This window comes from Roseibium sediminicola, from assembly GCF_023156505.1.
GTDB classification, from domain to species: domain Bacteria; phylum Pseudomonadota; class Alphaproteobacteria; order Rhizobiales; family Stappiaceae; genus Roseibium; species Roseibium sediminicola.
In genome coordinates, this window is the sequence record NZ_JALNMJ010000012.1 from 177786 (window position 1) to 194210 (window position 16425).

Below are 16425 nucleotides of genomic sequence, written 5' to 3' on the forward strand. Positions count from 1 at the left end.
GTAAAGGCATGCTTCGGACCGGGTGGGGCACGCCCCTCCCGGTCCTTCTCCAAGATTTGCGGAAGATTGCTTAATGAGCGACACCACCCAAGACGGTCAGTTATTGACGACGGCCGACGGCAAGCCGCTGAAGGCTTCCCTTGCCAAGGCGCTGCGCCGGGAAAAACTGCGCGCCCTCATGCTGATCGCGCCCCTACTGATTTTCGTGCTGATCACCTTCGTCGCCCCGATCGCGGACATGCTGTTCCGTTCGGTGGAGAACGGAATTGTCGCCGACACGCTTCCCAAGACCGTTGTCGCTCTGGAAGCCTGGGATTCCACCTCGGGTGAAGCGCCGGATGAGACGGTCTTTGCCGCGCTTTACGAGGATATGGTGATCGCGGTCGACGAAAAGACCCACACCCGTCTCGGCTCGCGCCTCAACTACGAGGAAAGCGGCATTTCCAGCCTGTTCCGCAAGACCGGCCGGCGCATCAAGCGCATGGACGAGGCCGGACCTTTCAAGGAACAGTTCCTCGACGCGGACAAGGACTGGGGCACAGTCGAGACCTGGCAGGTGCTCAAGCGGTATTCTCCGCGGATCACGTCTGGCTATTTCTTGAATTCTTTCGATGCCCAACTGACAGCCGACGGCGTCGAGATGAAACCCGAAGACGAACGGATCTACATGTTCCTGTTCGGCCGGACCCTGTTTCTGTCAATCGTGATCACGATTTCCTGTCTGCTGCTCGGTTATCCGATCGCATTCCTGTTGGCCGCTCTGCCGCTGCGCACGTCGAACCTTCTGATGATCCTGGTGCTGCTGCCCTTCTGGACATCGCTGCTGGTGCGGACTTCCGCCTGGAAGGTGCTGTTGCAGCAACAGGGGGTGATCAACGACTTCCTTGTCTGGACGGGTCTTATCAGTGAGGCAGGACGCCTTGTGATGATCAACAACCAGACCGGCACGATCATCGCCATGACGCATATTCTGCTGCCGTTCATGATCCTGCCGCTCTATTCGGTGATGAAGACCATTTCGCCGACTTACGTCCGTGCGGCCAAGAGCCTTGGCGCCAATGACTGGATCTCCTTCTGGCGGGTCTATTTTCCGCAATCCGTGCCGGGAATCGGCGCGGGCGCGGTGCTCGTCTTCATCCTGTCGATCGGCTACTACATCACTCCGGAGCTGGTCGGCGGCACATCGGGCATCTTCATCTCCAACCGGATTGCCTATCACATCTCGTCGTCGCTCAACTGGGGCCTCGCGGCTGCGCTCGGAACCCTGCTTCTGGTCGCCGTGATGGTGCTGTTCGTGGTCTATGACAAGATTGTCGGCATCGACAACGTGAAGCTCGGATAGGAGGACGATATGAGCGCACTTCCCCCATATGCGTCCCCCTTGCAGCGGACCTGGTACTATTCCTTCCGGATCATCTGCGGACTGATCTTCTTTTTCCTGATCTTTCCGATCCTGGTAATCCTGCCGCTCAGCTTCAACGCACAGGACTTCTTCACCTTCACCAAGGAAATGCTGGCCCTCGACCCGGCCGGCTATTCCTTCAAGCACTATCAAGACTTCTTCACCAACCCGGACTGGCAGCAGGCGCTGACCAATTCCGTGATGATCGCGCCGGTCGCGACCGTCTTGGCGACCAGCTTCGGCACGCTGGCGGCCATCGGCCTGTCCCAGTCCCACGTGCCGTACAAGCCGGCGATCATGGCGGTGCTGATCTCGCCGATGATCGTGCCGCTGATCATTTCCGCCGCGGGCATGTATTTCTTCTATTCCCGCATCGGTCTGCAGGGCACCTATTGGGGCGTCGTTCTGGCCCATGCCGCCCTTGGCACGCCTTTCGTCATCATCACGGTGACGGCGACCCTGGTCGGCTTCGACCGGTCGCTGGTGCGGGCTGCCGCCAATCTCGGTGCCAACCCGGTGACCACCTTCTTCAAGGTGCAGATGCCTCTGATCGTGCCGGGCGTCGTATCCGGAGCATTGTTCGCCTTTATCACGTCTTTCGACGAGGTCGTGGTGGTGCTATTTCTGGGCTCTGCGGGTCAGAAGACATTGCCGTGGCAGATGTTCACCGGCCTGCGCGAACAGATTTCACCGACCATTCTGGCGGTGGCTTCGCTGATGGTGGCGATCTCGATCTGCCTCCTGACGGTCCTGGAGCTGCTGCGCCGGCGGTCGGAACGACTGAGAGGTTTGTCGCCGGGCTGATCCGGCACGGGCCGGGCGACCGGCCACAGCTGCTTTCATCATGAACCGGTGGCGGAACGCCAGTCGCCGGGTGGAGATCAGGATCTCCCGGTAGCAAGACAATCAGATATTGGGCCTGGCGGGCCGGCTTCTTTCCAGAAGCCGGCCCGTTTTCTGTTTGGGACCCGGAAATGAAAAGACACTTGAGGATCGAAATCGAAAGGAGCCTCCCATGAGCAACGACATGATCCGCATCTATGAAATGAACAACGGCGAGAAAGCCTTTTCGCCTTTCTCGCCGGGTGAAATGAACAACCGGCAGAAAAAGCTGCGCAAGCTGATGGCGGACCGCGGCGTCGACGCGGCGCTGTTCACCTCCTATCACAACATCTGCTACTACTCCGGCTTCCTCTATTGCTACTTCGGCCGCAAATACGGCTTCCTGGTGACCCAGGACAAGGCAACCACCATCGCGGCCGGCATTGACGGCGGCCAGCCCTGGCGCCGCACCCATGGCGATACGGTCATCTACACCGACTGGCGCCGGGACAATTATTTCCATGCGATTCAGTCGCTGCTCGGACTGCCGAACCCCGCCATCAAGCGCGTTGGCATCGAGTTCGACCACGTCTCACTGGATCTGAAAAAGCAGCTGGAAGATGCGCTTCCGGGGGTTGAGCTGGTCGATATCGCGGCCGATGCAATGGCACAGCGCACGATCAAGAGCGCGGAAGAGCATGTCCTGATCCGGGAAGGTGCCCGTGTCTGCGACGTCGGCGGCGCGGCGCTGGTGGAGGCGGTTCAGGCCGGCGTTCCGGAACACGAAGTGGCGATCGCCTCGACCAACGCCATGATCCGCGAGATCGCCAAGTCTTTCCCCTTCGTGGAGCTGATGGACACCTGGACCTGGTTCCAGTCCGGCATCAACACGGACGGGGCACACAATCCGGTGACCAACAAGAAGGTCGAGGCCGGCGATATCCTGAGCCTCAACTGCTTTCCGATGATCTTCGGCTATTACACCGCACTGGAACGCACGCTCTTCTGCGAACACGCCTCGGACGAGCACCTGCGGCTCTGGGAAATCAACTGCCTTGTCCACCGGGAGGGCCTGAAGCTGATCAAGCCGGGCGCGCGTTGCTGCGACATCGCAACGGAGCTCAATGACATCTACCGCAGCCACGATCTCCTGAAATACCGCAGCTTCGGTTACGGTCATTCCTTCGGGGTGCTCAGCCATTATTACGGCCGCGAAGCCTCGGTCGAACTGCGCGAGGATGTCGAGACAGTCCTGGAGCCGGGCATGGTGGTGTCAATGGAGCCGATGATCATGATCCCGCAAGGAGAGGCGGGGGCCGGCGGCTACCGCGAGCACGACATCCTGATCGTGACGGAAACCGGCGCCGACAACATCACCGGATTCCCCTTCGGCCCGGAACACAACATCATTCCGAAGCGATAAGACGGCGAAATTTATTGCAACGCGACCGGCCGGCCTGAAAAGGCCGTCCTGTCAGTCTTTTCGGGACTGATCTCTTCCCCGCAGGTTCGAAGACGTGACTCTCATGGAGACGGTGGCGTCGTTCGCCTGTTTGGCCTGTGGATCTGTAAGCCCCCGAGATTGCTGCGATTTTCGACCCGATTGGCAGTCTTTTTCCCTGAACTGACCTAGACGGCACCGTGATTGGCAAGCTCGAAAAACCCCGCGGTCCCAGAAACAATCAGAATTGAAAAATAAAACCTCTGGAGCATCCAACACGGCGCGCCGGGTGAAAATGTCATCCTGCTGAAACAAAAGAGACTTCTATATTGTCGGAACTTCGGGGACCGACATGCCTGACCTTTATAAGCCGCACAAACTCTCGTGTATTCAGAATATTCAGGCCATCGGCGGTCAGCACTATCTCTACGCCACCGTCTTTTTCGGATTCGATCTGACCGACCCCGAATCCGTCCTGAGCGAGGCGGTCTATACGGAAACGGCCATGTCGAACCTGCCGATGGGCGGCTTTCTCGACATGGGGTTTCCGAAGGGCCGGCCGGAGGTCCTGATCGCGGGCGAAGCCCGTGCGCCGGAAGGATCGACGGTGCAGGCGCAGGAGATCGGCTTTGCCGTCGGCACGGTGAAGAAACGGGCCATGGTGTTCGGCGACCGTCACTGGGTTCGGGACAATGGCGATGTCAAGCTGACTTCTGCGGAGCCCTACGCCGCAATGCCGCTGACCGCGGACCGGGCTTTCGGCAACGAGACCCACCCTGTCAATCCGGCGGGAAAGGGGGCAAATCCGCACTACATCCTGGAGCAATTCGGCTATGCGCCGTTGCCCAACATCGAAAACCCGGACAGGCTGATCAAGACATTGACGGATCTGCCGGAGCCGGTTCTGTTCGGCCCGCTTGGTCATGAGCATCCCTTGCGCAGGTCGAAAGTTGGCCAGCCGAGCTGGGACTGGATCAGGACGTCCTTTCCCGAACCGCCGCCCGGTTTCGACAGGGCCTATTACAATGTGGCGCCGGGCGACCAGCGCCTCGGCACGGCCCTGGTAGGAAACGAAGACTTTGCCGTCTGGGGCATGTCCGCGCAGCATCCCGTGATCCGGTCGCGCCTGCCCGGCCTGCGCGTGCGTCTCTTTGCCGTTCACGACACAAAGGCGAACCACCTGACCGAAATCGGCACGCGCATTGAAACGCTGTGGTTGTTCGGCAGCTCTGAGATCGGTGGGCTGTATCATCGCGGCGTTCTGAGGATCGCCGATGAAAAGGCATCCGACGTGGTGGCTCTGATTTTCGGCGCTGAAAGGATGACAGACGCGCCCCGGGATCCGTCCTATTACGCCGGGATCTACCGGCTGCGGACCGACTCGACCGAAGGGGCGCTGCATACGCTCAATGACAGCCAGCTCATGCCCGAGCTGAAGGACGCGGACCGCGAGGCCATGGACGCCCGCTCCACCGCCTTCAGCGAGGAAATCGCCCGGAAATTCGAAAAGAAAATCCAGTTCGAACATGCCGACATGCTGAAAAAGGCGAACATGCCGGCAATGCTGACGCCGGATGTGAGCCTGCCGCCTGTCCCGCGGCTGCCGCTGCCGGCGCCCGAGGATGTGCTGGCCGGCAATGTCGATCTGGCCGGCATGTTCAGGAAGCTCGGCTCGGCTGCGGGGCAGATGGAAGCCGATCTCATGAAGGGGCCCGCCGCAACGATCGCCAAACACAGAGCGGCCGGGCTGCCGCTGCCGGACGACATGCTCGACGTCGGCAGAACCATGAAGGCGGCCCTGCAGTCCGGCGACGCCAACGCCGCCAAGGTGCTGAAGGAGGCCGCGAAGGGGCAGTCGGTTGCCAGGGATGTTGCCAAATACGCCAGTGCCGCGGTCGACATGTCCACGGCCAACCCACCCGTCGCGACACCGCCCTTCGAGGAGGTCATGCCGGGTGCCGTGGAGGAGGCCCTGGCCAAGATCGACGCCGTCCTCGGCAAGATCGACCAGGGTGTGGCAGGCGGCGAAGGCGAGGAGCAGCTGTGGCAGCTGGTCCGGGCCCGGGCGCTGGCCTTGCCTGAAGCCGATCCGTTTTATGAGCTGAAGCAGAGCCTGGAAGCCATGTCGGCGGACATGAAAGCGGTCAGTGAGCGGCCGAAATCGGGTGAAATGGTCACCATCGACGAGGCGCTGAACGCACCGGAGTTCCTGGAGCCGAAACCGACCGATTTCGACAAGGTCCTGGAGGAACTTGCCACCATGCCCGCCAAGAACAAGGCCAACCAGGACAAGCTGGAAGCCATTCTGGCGGAGAAACTGCCCAAGACCGCCGGACACGACCTGCCGCCGTCGCTGGCGCTGGCGCGGCAGATTGAAAGCATGCCGGTCCCCAAGCCGGACGTGACATCGGTCGACGACATCATCGCCAAGGCCGAGGCGGCAACCTCGATGGATGCGGCCTCCTTTTTTGAAGACCTCGATGAGGAAGCAAAGGATTTCCTGCTCAATCAGGAACATGCCCGCTCCGCTATGCTGGAGGCGGTGCATCCGATCGAGGCCTACACGCCCGCGATCCGCAAACAGCTCGGGGATCTGGTGGTCGAACATCTCGCCAAAGGCGAGAGCTTTGCCCGCCGCGACATCGCGAATGCACACCTAGCCGGAGCGGACCTTTCCGGTCTGGACCTGAACGGCGTGTTCCTGGAAAAGGCTGACCTGAGCGGCGCCAATCTGGAGCGGTCCCTCGTCACCGGCGCGGCCCTCACCGAAGCCACCCTGACCGAGGCCAATGCCACTGGTGCCGACTTTTCGCGATCCTCCCTGTCGGGTGTCACAGCGGAACGGGCCTGCATGGACCAGACCCGCTTCGAGAACCGGACCTGGTCCTCGGTGAATTTCCAGGGCGCTACGTTCCGGGGTGCTGTCTTCAACCAGATCGTCTTCCTGGAAAGCAGTCTGGCGGGGGCGGATTTCGAAGGCGCGCATTTCGTCGACTGCCTGTTCCTGCACTGTGATTTTTCAGGGGCAAGGCTGCGCAACGCCGCTTTCGAGAAGACCATGATCGTCGAATGCGAGCTGGCGGGCACGGACTGGTCAGGCACCCGCTTCGACCGGCAGCTGATGACAAAGGTGACCGCACGGGGCAGCCGCTGGAGCAATGCCAGCTTCTCGAAGTCGACCTTTGTCGGCGCGTCCGATCTGAAGGGCAGCTATTTCAACGGACTGAAGGGACATTATTCGAGTTTCCTGGAGGCCAATCTGGACGAGACCTGTTTCCTCAGGGCGGACATGCGCGATTGCCTGTTCCTGAAATGCGAGATGTCCGGTGTCGACTTCCGGGCAGCGCGTGCCCGCAAGGCGGTGTTCAACGACTCCGTCCTGGTCTTTTCGGACTTTTTCGCCGCGGATCTGATGGAGGCGCATCTGAGCCAGTGCGATGCCAGATACACCAGTTTCCGCGGGGCCAATCTCTACTCGGCGAATCTGATGGACGCGATCGTGCAATGCGCGGATTTCAGCCAGGCCAATCTCGGACAAACCATCCTGGAGCTCCCGTCGGCCAATGACACTTGAGGAAATCTTTCACGCGATCAAGTACAGCCGGGCGATCTCCGACGAGGATTTCTCGCGCCGGACCTTCGAGGATGCGGTCTTTGCCGAAGCCGATTTTGTCGGCTGCAATTTTTCCGGCGCCCGGTTCAGGGGCTGCCAATTTGAAAAAAGCGCCTTCATCCGCTGCGACCTGCGCGGCGCACGGTTTGAAAACTGCCGGTTCTCAGAGAGCCAGGTGATGATGGGCAGGCTGGACGGGGCCGCCTTTCCGGGCTGCAGTTTCAACACGGTTGGCTTTCTGAAAGCTGGTCTGCAAAAGGCGGATCTGTCGAACACGTCCCACCTCGATTCCAGCTTCCTGTGCTGCGACCTGGTCGAGGCGTGTTTCCGGGACACGGATTTCGAAAAGATCGGCATGCTCGAGAATGATCTTGAGCGGGTCGATTTCACCGGCGCCCATATCTACCGGACCATGATCTCGAAAGCCGATCTGCGAGCGGCGGAACTGGCCGGGGCCACCTTCCATCAGGTGCTTCTCGTCGATGGCAATCTGAGCAACCGGGACCTGTCCGGCCAGACCTTCAAGGAATGCACGATGGTCGATGCCGAGTTGCACAAGGTGATCTTCCGCGGGTCGGAATTGACCCAGACCTCCTTCGTCAACTGCAACCTACGCCAGAGTGACTTTTGTGACGTCAACATGCCCTTTGCCATGCTGGCGGGGTCCAACCTGGCCGGTGCAAAATTCGAACAGGCCAACCTGAGCAACGGCGTGTTTGCAAATGCGGATGTGTCGGCGGTTTCCTTCAGGGGATCGCGCATGCCGATGGCCGTGTTCGACAACGCCACCTGCGCGGCGGCGCGATTCGACAATTGCGACCTGCAATATGGCGACTTTACCAACGCGGATTGCCGCGCGGCGAGTTTCGCCAATGCCAGCTTCAACATTACCAAGTTTCATGCCACGCGGCTTGGCAGCGCACTGCTGGACGGTTCCAGCGGGTCGACGGTCCCGACCGATGAAAAACGCCTCGTTGCTCAGGCCTACAACCCGAAAAACGTGAATCTCGACACAGACTTGTAGTTTCCGTTTCCCGTTGCTTGAGACAATTGCCATCGCACCTTGTGCACCCGACACGGCCTGAAAACGGCAGCCAAAGGAACAAGACATGCCGACAGTGAATGCTTCCGGACCGATCCCCAGCTTCGACGTTTCCCCGGTCGATCCGTTCATCATGCCGTCGGTGCCGCCCGTCCCGGCCGTCATGCCGGCGGTCGGGTTTCGGATGACGACCATCCCGACCCAATTCACCTTCTATTCGATTGCCTTCTGGTTCCACACGATGCTGTCGATGATCCCGGCCTGCATTGCCGGTCCGGGCCCGGGTGTGATCTCCGGCATGCCGATGAGCGCCAGCAAGTCCGGCAAGGGGTCGGCTCGGTTGCTCATTCAGGGTCAGCCTGCGAGCCGGGCCCTGATGGATCCGCCGCTTGAAAACGGCCTGACCGTCAACTCGGTCGGGATCTCGTCTCCCGGTCAGTGCACGCTGATCAATCCGGTCGGCTAGCGAAAGGGCTTCCAATGGTCACCGACAGAGCGTCCGCCGACGAGGTCACGTCCAAACACATCTATTTCGCGGTTCCGCTGACAGGCAACGCCGATGAATTCAGCGGGCAGTACCTGCGGCTGGAGGAATATGTCAGCGCCGACGAGGACAGCCACCTGCCTTCGGGAGTGTCCACGTCAGGCCTGACCGGTATCACCCTGTCGACCAATGGCCTTTATCTGGTCGACGCCGGCATGAAGCTGGAAGAGAGTTTCGGCAATGCGCTGACGGAAAAGATCCTGGGTGGCGATCACACGCTGACCATCGACAAGGGCGACTGGAAGCTCAAGGCCGCCGACGGTTCGATCACAATCGAGGCCAGGGACACCACGCCTGACGCCAACATCACGCTGCAATCCGAGGGTTCGGATCTCTATGTCCATGCCTGGTGGGGCAAGGTGACCACATCCGACAGCCGCGATATCAAGGACAGCAGCTCCAAGAAGATCACCTATGTCCAGCTGTTCGAATATTCGTCCGTCATTGGCGTCTCGACCAGCGAGAGAACGGCCTTTTCCTTCTCCTTCAACGCCCTTGGCGACACCTATTTCAAGGCGGTTGAGATCAAGGCGACGGCCACGGCGGTGAAGGTCATCTTCACCAAGTATTCCGGCTATTACGTCAGCTTCAACCTGCTCCAGGTGCTGTCGTTCAAGCTGGCGGCGAACTACCGCAAGACGATGGTTCTCTACAACAAGATGACGGTCCTGCAGATCTACGTCGAAATGCTCAAGAAGCAGAACGACATCGTCAAGGGCGAGATCAAGGGCGGCGTAACCGAAAATTACGCCGCTGCCATGCGGAAGAAGATGATCGGCTGCGGCGTCTTCACCCGGGTCAAGCTCTGATGCGCGGAGACAGGACATGACAACTCTCTACATGGGGGTTTCCCCGGCGAGCGATGACACGCTTGGTATTGAAAACGGCGTCTATCTGCGCATGGGCACCTATGTCAGCGACCCGGCGGTTGTCGATGAAGCAAGCCGTTTCCCGTCGATCTATTCCGGCGGGCTTGCGTCCAGTGACGGTATCTTCATCACCACCGCCGGCTCCTACATCACCCAGGCATCGGGCAGCGGCACGATCGAGATCGGCGGCGCCTTCACCCAGAAGGTCATCGACGGCAATTACAATACCGACGTCCAGGGCGGCGATGTCACCCTCACGACCGATTCAAAGGGCTTTTCCCTGACCGCCAAGAACAACAAGTCGTTCCTGGTGCAGTCCAACCATGTCGACGGGATCTATTTCGAAGCGCCCGACGGCAAGGTGTCGAGCAAGGGCAATGCCATCTACAACCACACTTTTGGGGCGTATCTGAAACAGGTGGTCGGCTCGACAAAAAAGATCGTCGAGAAGGAAAGCACCAATGTCAGCGTTTCCTGGGTGATCCCGCTCTATCTCACCGCCGCGATCAGCGCGAAAATCAGTTCCGTATCCCTGAAAGTCGCCGATGCCAGCGCGACGGATCTAAAGATCTCTTCCGGCGGCGCCAAGCTCGGATTTGTCTTCATGAGCGTCAACGTGATCACCCACGACATGGGCTACTCGGTCATCTATTTCAAAATGCGCGGCATCCAGCTCGAATATGCGGCCGCGAAAAACGACCTCTCCGGCTGGAAGAACCTGTTCAACGTCGCGTCGATGAAAACGGCTCTGGCCGAGTCGAGCTACACCAGCAGTGTCGAGGCGCATCTCGGCATTGAATCCAAGATGCCCGGGGCATAACGGAGAATCGCATGGCGTATTTCTATTACTGGAGCCCTGCCAGCGGTACCAACTACTTCAACGACGGGCATTACCTGCGCCTTGGAACCTATGAAAGCCAATGGGAACCCGGCAGCGCGAACATCACGGATGCCGCCGGTCATGCCGAGGGCATCTATTTCTACACAAATGGCGACTATACGCTGAAGTCGGCGACCCCGGGCGATGCCTATATCGAGACCGGCAAGGATGTCTCGCGGACCGTCAAGTCGGGTGGCTACAGCTATACCAACACGACGGGCAACACGACGATCACGCAGAATGACGGTGATGTGCTCATCAAGGCCGAGGGCAAGATCCGGCTGAAATCGTCGCATGTCGGCACGGACTCGGATTCCATCCTGATCAAGGCCAAGGACCACGATCTCTATTTCCAGCAGGCCGGTTACGCCAAATTCGTCGACACCTACAAGGAAACGACGGTAAAGGGCTTCACTCACAAGACCAATATAGGCATCGTCTTCAAGTTCTACCTGCTCTGTAACCTGTCCAACTATTCCAATATCGGCCTGAGCTACAAGACGGCGACCTTCGGCATCAAGGAAGTCTCGATCGGGGCGACCGGGGCGTCGCTTTCGCTCAACGGCAACACCTACAAGGCCGTGCTGGGCATCAAGTTCGGCTTCACCATCTTCGCCACCCAGATCGTCTGGCTGCACGAGGAATACGAGTATTACAAGAACGAGCTGAAGGTCTACGACCGCATCACCAAGACCGTCGACTTCAAATCCGAGATCGTGAATTCCGAAGGCGCGGTTCTCGGCGTTCGCAACAAGGCCGTTTCCGCCGATATCGGCACGGAACTGCAATGCTGACGCGCTTGGCAAGGATCTCCGGGAAGGGACAAAGAGCATGAACGAAGACATGTCAGCGACCGAAGCGTGGGATCCCGCCGCGCACGCGGCGCCGGTTGTTACCGCCGAGGCCCTGCCCCAGTCCCGGGTGTTAACCGTCGAGACGTGCGATGGCGGTTGCCTGGAGGTCTGCTCCGGAAAGGGCGAGACGATGGCTGCCCGGCAGGCGGTCAGCTGCCTGGTCACGCCCGTCGCCGGCGACCGCGTCCTGACGACCTTCGCCGACGGTCACCATTATGTGCTGGCTGTTCTTGACCGGCCGCAGGCCGATGCGCCCGTCAGCATCGAAACTCTGGGCGATCTTGTTCTCTCGGCCCGGCGCATTTCCATCAAGGCCGGCGTGTTCGATCTCGTTGCAGAAGCCGCCACTCTGGTCGGCCATGTCTTCAACAGCCTGTTTCGAACCTCCAAACGCGTTGCCGGCACGGACGAGACGATCGCCCAGTCGACTACGGTGAGCGCCCATGAGCGCGTCTCCATCATCGCAGGTTCGGATGTGCACAAGGCGGGTGTGTTCAGCCAGACCATCGAAAGCGCCATGGCCCAGAGCGCCCATACCGCCGTCGTCACCGCCAAGACCGACATCCGGCTCAACGCGGAACGGATCAATGTCGGCTAGTCACCCGAATCTGAAGTTCGTCTTATTTCCCTGCACACTCGGAACGAGATTCAGATTCAAAAGGGTGACTAGCAAGCATATGTTTCTAGTGTGGTTTTCGAATTTGAAATTCGCTTCGATGGTCGCTGCAACAATGAGGCGAATTTCAAATTCACCACACTAGGGCGACCCGCACACCTTTGTGAAACGCATAAACGTGCGTCCTTCTGGCCGGAACGGGGCGGGAGGATGCTGAAAATCTTGTCTGGACACCATGTCGAACCTGAATGCCCTCCTGGATGCCGCCACCAAGCATATTGAAAAAGGCGCCATCGACGACGCCGAGGATCTGTGCCGCCAGGCGCTGAGCCGGGCGCCGCGCAATGTGCGCGCGCTGAAGACCCATGGCCTCTGCCAGATCGGGGCCGGCGACCTGAAAGCGGCGATGAAAAGCTTCGAACTGGTCCTGCAGCTGGATCCGGAAGATGCCACGGCCTGCTACAATCTTGCGCTCGCCCAGCACGCGCAGGGCCTTTTTGATCTTGCGGAGCTGAATTTCGAGCGCGCGCTCAGCCTCGATCCCGAGAACGCCACCTTTCACGAGGCCGTCGCCGGCATTCTGGCCCTCAGGGGGCAGATTGAAGATGCCATGCGTCATTTGCTGATGGCGCTCGAGCTGAGACCCGAAGATCCGAGCATTCTGGCCAATATCGGATCGGTTCTGTCGCAGATCGGCGCGCTCTATGACGCTGTGTCGCATTACGAGCGGGCTCTTGAGAAGCAGCCGGAAAACGGTCCGGTGACCATGCAGCTTGCCCAGATCCTGCATGATCTCGGCGATCACGACCGGGGGCTCCGCCTGACGGAAGAGCTCTATCTGAAGCGGCCGCGGGATCCGGTTGTCCTGGCGGCTTTCGCGCATTCCCTGGCAATGGTCGGAGACCTCGAACGCGCTGCGGAACTGGTTGGCAAGGCGTTCAAGATCTCGCCTGATACGGTGAATGCGCTCGAGGAACATGCCCTGATTTCGGCCTATCGCGGCGATCCGGACAGCGGCATTGCCAAACTCGCTGGGCTTTTGAAGACGCAGAAGGACAATCCTCACTTTTGCCTGCTGATGGCAACGGGACTTGCCCGGGTCGGCAAGCACGCGGAAAGCGTGACGCTTGCTGAGGTCGCGCTGCAGGAGCCGGCGACCTGTGCAGTGGCCGCGACCCTTGTGCGTCAGGGCCTGTTTCAGCAGGGAAAATTCGCGGAGGCTGCCGAAATCATGGCGCGATTGGGCGCGCAGACTGGTGGGCTGGATGGTGTTGCGGCCGAGGATCCGGACAAGGTGATCATTCCACTCGAAACCAAACCCCTGGAGGCGATCCTGTTCGCCCGCTTCCTTGGAGACCGGCGCCCCGCGGAGGCGGCCCCGGCAGGTCAGACCATTTTTGCCCATGAACCGCTGATCCCGCTGCTCAACCGCATGAGCCACGGCCAGGAGATCCGCTCGCTGCGGGGCGAGAACCTGTTCACACTGGCGGAAAGCGGCAAGTCCTGCTTCCTGGCAAGCTATGCGGCGCGGCCGGACATAAACCGCTACGATCCCGCCGGCTTCGAGCCCTATCTGAGATCGGATTCCCGTGCGGATGATTTCTGGCGCGGGTCGCTGGCGCCGCTTCGCAAACCTTTGTGCGGCATCACCTGGGCAAAACATGCGCCGGCGCCGCTGCTGCGGGATGTTGAAGCCGGGCTCCAAGAGTGGCCGGGCTCTGTCTTGAGCCTGATGTGGGACGACCAGCGGGCGGAACTGGAAGGCAACAGGAAGATCATCGATGCCGGCGCGCATCTCAAATCGATCGAGATGCTGATAGACCTGATCGGCAAGCTGGACCTTGTCATCGGCCCGGATGGTCCCGCGACGCATATTGCCGGGGCCATGGGCGTTCCTGCCATCGTTCTGGTGACACCCGACAGGCAATGGTACTGGTATGCACCCGAGGGCCGGTCGCATTGGTATCCTTCCGTCCATGTGCTGGAGCGGCCCTGGGACGAGCCAATGGACCGCTTTGCGCAGCGCTTAAGCGAAAAGACCTCGGAATTGGCCGGTCTCGCCACGGTTTGAGTCGGCGACGCCTGGAAATCGGTCTCAAAAAATTCCCGAACCGCTCACGCCGGTCTTATCGGACCATCAATAATCATGTGATAACGTGAGGGTATCGCGCATGATGGAAGAGGTGCGGGAGCGGGCCGGATCAACCGGTCCTTGCATCCCGGGGGCCGCCCACCGTCAGTCCGCAACGCCGAACTGGACGGGAGTGTTTCGACGAGAAACGCCTGGCCGTGGGAGATAAAGTGGCTTCGGAACCGGAACGCTCATAATGCCAAAATTCGTTCCCTATGTGATCATAACCGGTGTGTTTGTGCTGGCCCTGGCCTATCTGCAATTTCGCGACCGGTCCTATCTGGAGGACATTGCGCGCGCGAATTTCCCGCCGCCGGCCGCGCCACGTGTCATCCTGCCGCCGCCGCAGGAGGCTCAGGGACCGCTGCTTTATGTCAGTGGCAACCGGGTGGCCTTCCGCACGGGCCCCGGCCTGTCACAAAAGGTGATCGATCGCTTCGACAAGGGCAGGACGGTGCGTCAGACCGAACTTCAGGGAATCTGGGTGCATGCCCGCGATGTCGACACCGGGCGCATGGGCTGGATATCCGACAAGTACCTGACACAGACCAATCCCCTGCAGACAACCGCCTCGAATTGAGGCCATCGGTCCGGCGTCCGATGGCGGTTTTCCGCCATGGCGGCTACAAACCGCTTGGGTCGCCGGAAAAGGCGTGATTAAAAGCACAGGGAGGCCGGAAATGAGTTCACATGACAGCATGAAACCCGCGCTGGCCAGTCTGGCCAGGACGTGTGAAGCCATTGCCAATGGCCGGTTCGACGAGGTCGACGACCTGTTTCAGGTAATCACCGACATGTCCGTCGAAGACGATATCCGGGCATTGGCGGAAACGTTTTCCGGCATGGTGGTGCAGGTGGAAGCCCGTGAGTTCCACTCCAGCCAGCTGATCGCCGAACTGACGGAAACCAAGCGCAAGCTCGAGGCGGCCGAAGCCAGGCTGCGCAAGGAGAACGCCGAATTGAAAACCCGGCTGGACAAGTTTGAAGTCACCTATGACAAGGAGCAGGCCAAGATGGAAATCGAGGAGGTCAGCGACAGCGATTATTTCCGGTCGCTGCAGTCCCGCGCCAAGGACCTCAGATCCCGCTACAAATCCTGACCCGACGACCTGACGAGCCGAGACACTCTGTGACAAAAATCATTTCCACCCATTCCTATCGCGGCGGCACCGGCAAATCCAATGTCACCGCGAACCTGGCCTCGGCGCTGGCCCTGCGCGGCCACCGGGTCGGCATCGTCGATACCGACATCCAGTCTCCCGGCATCCACACGCTGTTCAAGGTTGATCTGAACGGGGTCAGCCACACGCTCAACAACTATCTTTGGGGCCATTGCAAGGTTACGGACTCCGCGCTTGACGTGACCGCCAATGTTGTCGACGGCCAGGGCCGGTCGATGGTGCCCGAGGGGGGCAAGGTTTTTCTGGTGCCGTCCTCCATCAAGACGGGCGAGATCGCCCGGATTCTGAAGGAGAAATACGACGTCGAGGATCTCAACCGCGGCTTTGTCGATCTCTGCCAGGAACTGGAACTGGACTACCTGCTGATTGACACTCATCCGGGCGTCAACGAGGAAACCCTGCTGTCTATCGCCATCTCCGACACGCTGCTTCTGATCCTCAGGCCCGACATCCAGGATTACCAGGGAACGGCTGTGACCCTGGAACTGGCGCGCAAGCTGGAAGTGCCGCAGCTGTTCCTGGTGGTCAACAAGGCATTGGAGACCTTCGACTTCAACGAACTGGCGCAGCGGATCTTCTCCAATTACCGCACCCCGGTCGCCGCTGTTCTGCCGCTGTCGACGGATCTGATCCAGATCGGCAGCACCGGCCTGATCCGCACGCTGCAGCCGGAGCATATCTTCACCAAGGCAATTGAATCGATCGTCGACTCGATCGAGTGAGCTCGGATGAAATCCGGGTTCAAATTCATAGGCTTATCTTACATTCGAGCGTCATCCTGAGGAGCCGCGCAGCGGCGTCTCGAAGGAGCGGCCGCTTGTTCCCTAGTGTGTTGCCGATCCTTCGAGACGGACCTTGTGGTCCTCCTCAGGATGACGCAGTGGGTGGTGTGAGGATGGGCGAAAGGCGCCCTAGCCCGCATTTCTCAAAGCATTAGGTGCATCGGCCCCAAGAATCTGAGAACATTCTTTTGCAACAGAGAGTTATCAGGTTCTGATGCGGGGTCCGATGCCAACACACTGTATCTGCG

At 59.9% G+C, this 16425-nt stretch carries 14 protein-coding genes; all 14 read left to right on the forward strand.

From position 1 onward, the window contains the following. Positions 1 to 73: 73 nt before the first annotated feature. The 14 genes from M0H32_RS17640 to M0H32_RS17705 all read left to right on the forward strand — a co-directional run bounded on the left by M0H32_RS17640 (position 74) and on the right by M0H32_RS17705 (position 16117). The gene (locus M0H32_RS17640; RefSeq protein ID WP_248156327.1) at positions 74 to 1342 is read left to right on the forward strand and encodes an ABC transporter permease; all 1269 of its coding nucleotides are present in this window, start codon (positions 74 to 76) and stop codon (positions 1340 to 1342) included. A gap of 9 nt (positions 1343 to 1351) precedes the next feature. Further along, complete coding sequence (locus M0H32_RS17645; protein WP_248156329.1) at positions 1352 to 2206, forward strand: ABC transporter permease; 855 nt, start codon at positions 1352 to 1354, stop codon at positions 2204 to 2206. A gap of 211 nt (positions 2207 to 2417) precedes the next feature. After that, the gene (locus M0H32_RS17650; RefSeq protein WP_248156331.1) at positions 2418 to 3647 is read left to right on the forward strand and encodes a M24 family metallopeptidase; all 1230 of its coding nucleotides are present in this window, start codon (positions 2418 to 2420) and stop codon (positions 3645 to 3647) included. Positions 3648 to 4017: 370 nt separating this feature from the next. Next, positions 4018 to 7239: a DUF2169 family type VI secretion system accessory protein gene (locus M0H32_RS17655; protein WP_248156333.1), complete on the forward strand. Its 3222-nt coding sequence runs from the start codon at positions 4018 to 4020 to the stop codon at positions 7237 to 7239. Beyond that, positions 7229 to 8302 (forward strand): pentapeptide repeat-containing protein, encoded by a 1074-nt coding sequence (locus M0H32_RS17660; protein ID WP_248156335.1) that lies wholly within the window; start codon positions 7229 to 7231, stop codon positions 8300 to 8302. The genes M0H32_RS17655 and M0H32_RS17660 overlap by 11 nt, the downstream gene beginning before the upstream one ends. An 85-nt stretch (positions 8303 to 8387) precedes the next feature. Next, positions 8388 to 8786, forward strand: a complete 399-nt coding sequence (locus tag M0H32_RS17665; protein ID WP_248156337.1) for a hypothetical protein — start codon at positions 8388 to 8390, stop codon at positions 8784 to 8786. Positions 8787 to 8800: 14 nt separating this feature from the next. Next, on the forward strand, positions 8801 to 9673 hold the full coding sequence (locus M0H32_RS17670; protein ID WP_248156339.1) for a hypothetical protein: 873 nt from the start codon (positions 8801 to 8803) through the stop codon (positions 9671 to 9673). Between the two features lie 16 nt (positions 9674 to 9689). Continuing rightward, a complete protein-coding gene (locus M0H32_RS17675) occupies positions 9690 to 10553 on the forward strand; it encodes a hypothetical protein (RefSeq protein ID WP_248156341.1) in 864 nt (287 codons plus the stop codon). A gap of 11 nt (positions 10554 to 10564) precedes the next feature. After that, a complete protein-coding gene (locus tag M0H32_RS17680) occupies positions 10565 to 11407 on the forward strand; it encodes a hypothetical protein (protein ID WP_248156342.1) in 843 nt (280 codons plus the stop codon). A gap of 37 nt (positions 11408 to 11444) precedes the next feature. After that, positions 11445 to 12065, forward strand: coding sequence for a DUF3540 domain-containing protein (locus M0H32_RS17685; RefSeq protein ID WP_248156344.1), 621 nt, complete (start codon positions 11445 to 11447; stop codon positions 12063 to 12065). Between the two features lie 253 nt (positions 12066 to 12318). Next, positions 12319 to 14154, forward strand: coding sequence for a tetratricopeptide repeat protein (locus M0H32_RS17690; protein WP_248156346.1), 1836 nt, complete (start codon positions 12319 to 12321; stop codon positions 14152 to 14154). Positions 14155 to 14410: 256 nt separating this feature from the next. Then, positions 14411 to 14794, forward strand: a complete 384-nt coding sequence (locus tag M0H32_RS17695) for an SH3 domain-containing protein (RefSeq protein ID WP_248156348.1) — start codon at positions 14411 to 14413, stop codon at positions 14792 to 14794. A 100-nt stretch (positions 14795 to 14894) separates the two neighbouring features. Continuing rightward, positions 14895 to 15314 carry a hypothetical protein gene (locus M0H32_RS17700; RefSeq protein WP_248156350.1) on the forward strand — a complete coding sequence of 140 codons (420 nt, stop codon included), beginning with the start codon at positions 14895 to 14897 and terminating at the stop codon, positions 15312 to 15314. A 29-nt stretch (positions 15315 to 15343) separates the two neighbouring features. Next, positions 15344 to 16117, forward strand: a complete 774-nt coding sequence (locus M0H32_RS17705; RefSeq protein WP_248156352.1) for a MinD/ParA family ATP-binding protein — start codon at positions 15344 to 15346, stop codon at positions 16115 to 16117. Positions 16118 to 16425 lie beyond the last annotated feature (308 nt).

Bases quoted from the DNA above. Each gene is read 5' to 3' on its own strand.
- M0H32_RS17700 (WP_248156350.1), top strand. From the start codon at position 14,895: ATGAGTTCACATGACAGCATGAAACCCGCGCTGGCCAGTCTGGCCAGG.
- M0H32_RS17650 (WP_248156331.1), top strand. From the start codon at position 2,418: ATGAGCAACGACATGATCCGCATCTATGAAATGAACAACGGCGAGAAA.
- M0H32_RS17690 (WP_248156346.1), top strand. From the start codon at position 12,319: ATGTCGAACCTGAATGCCCTCCTGGATGCCGCCACCAAGCATATTGAA.
- M0H32_RS17655 (WP_248156333.1), top strand. From the start codon at position 4,018: ATGCCTGACCTTTATAAGCCGCACAAACTCTCGTGTATTCAGAATATT.
- M0H32_RS17680 (WP_248156342.1), top strand. From the start codon at position 10,565: ATGGCGTATTTCTATTACTGGAGCCCTGCCAGCGGTACCAACTACTTC.
- M0H32_RS17640 (WP_248156327.1), top strand. From the start codon at position 74: ATGAGCGACACCACCCAAGACGGTCAGTTATTGACGACGGCCGACGGC.
- M0H32_RS17670 (WP_248156339.1), top strand. From the start codon at position 8,801: ATGGTCACCGACAGAGCGTCCGCCGACGAGGTCACGTCCAAACACATC.
- M0H32_RS17645 (WP_248156329.1), top strand. From the start codon at position 1,352: ATGAGCGCACTTCCCCCATATGCGTCCCCCTTGCAGCGGACCTGGTAC.
- M0H32_RS17695 (WP_248156348.1), top strand. From the start codon at position 14,411: ATGCCAAAATTCGTTCCCTATGTGATCATAACCGGTGTGTTTGTGCTG.
- M0H32_RS17675 (WP_248156341.1), top strand. From the start codon at position 9,690: ATGACAACTCTCTACATGGGGGTTTCCCCGGCGAGCGATGACACGCTT.
- M0H32_RS17660 (WP_248156335.1), top strand. From the start codon at position 7,229: ATGACACTTGAGGAAATCTTTCACGCGATCAAGTACAGCCGGGCGATC.
- M0H32_RS17665 (WP_248156337.1), top strand. From the start codon at position 8,388: ATGCCGACAGTGAATGCTTCCGGACCGATCCCCAGCTTCGACGTTTCC.
- M0H32_RS17685 (WP_248156344.1), top strand. From the start codon at position 11,445: ATGAACGAAGACATGTCAGCGACCGAAGCGTGGGATCCCGCCGCGCAC.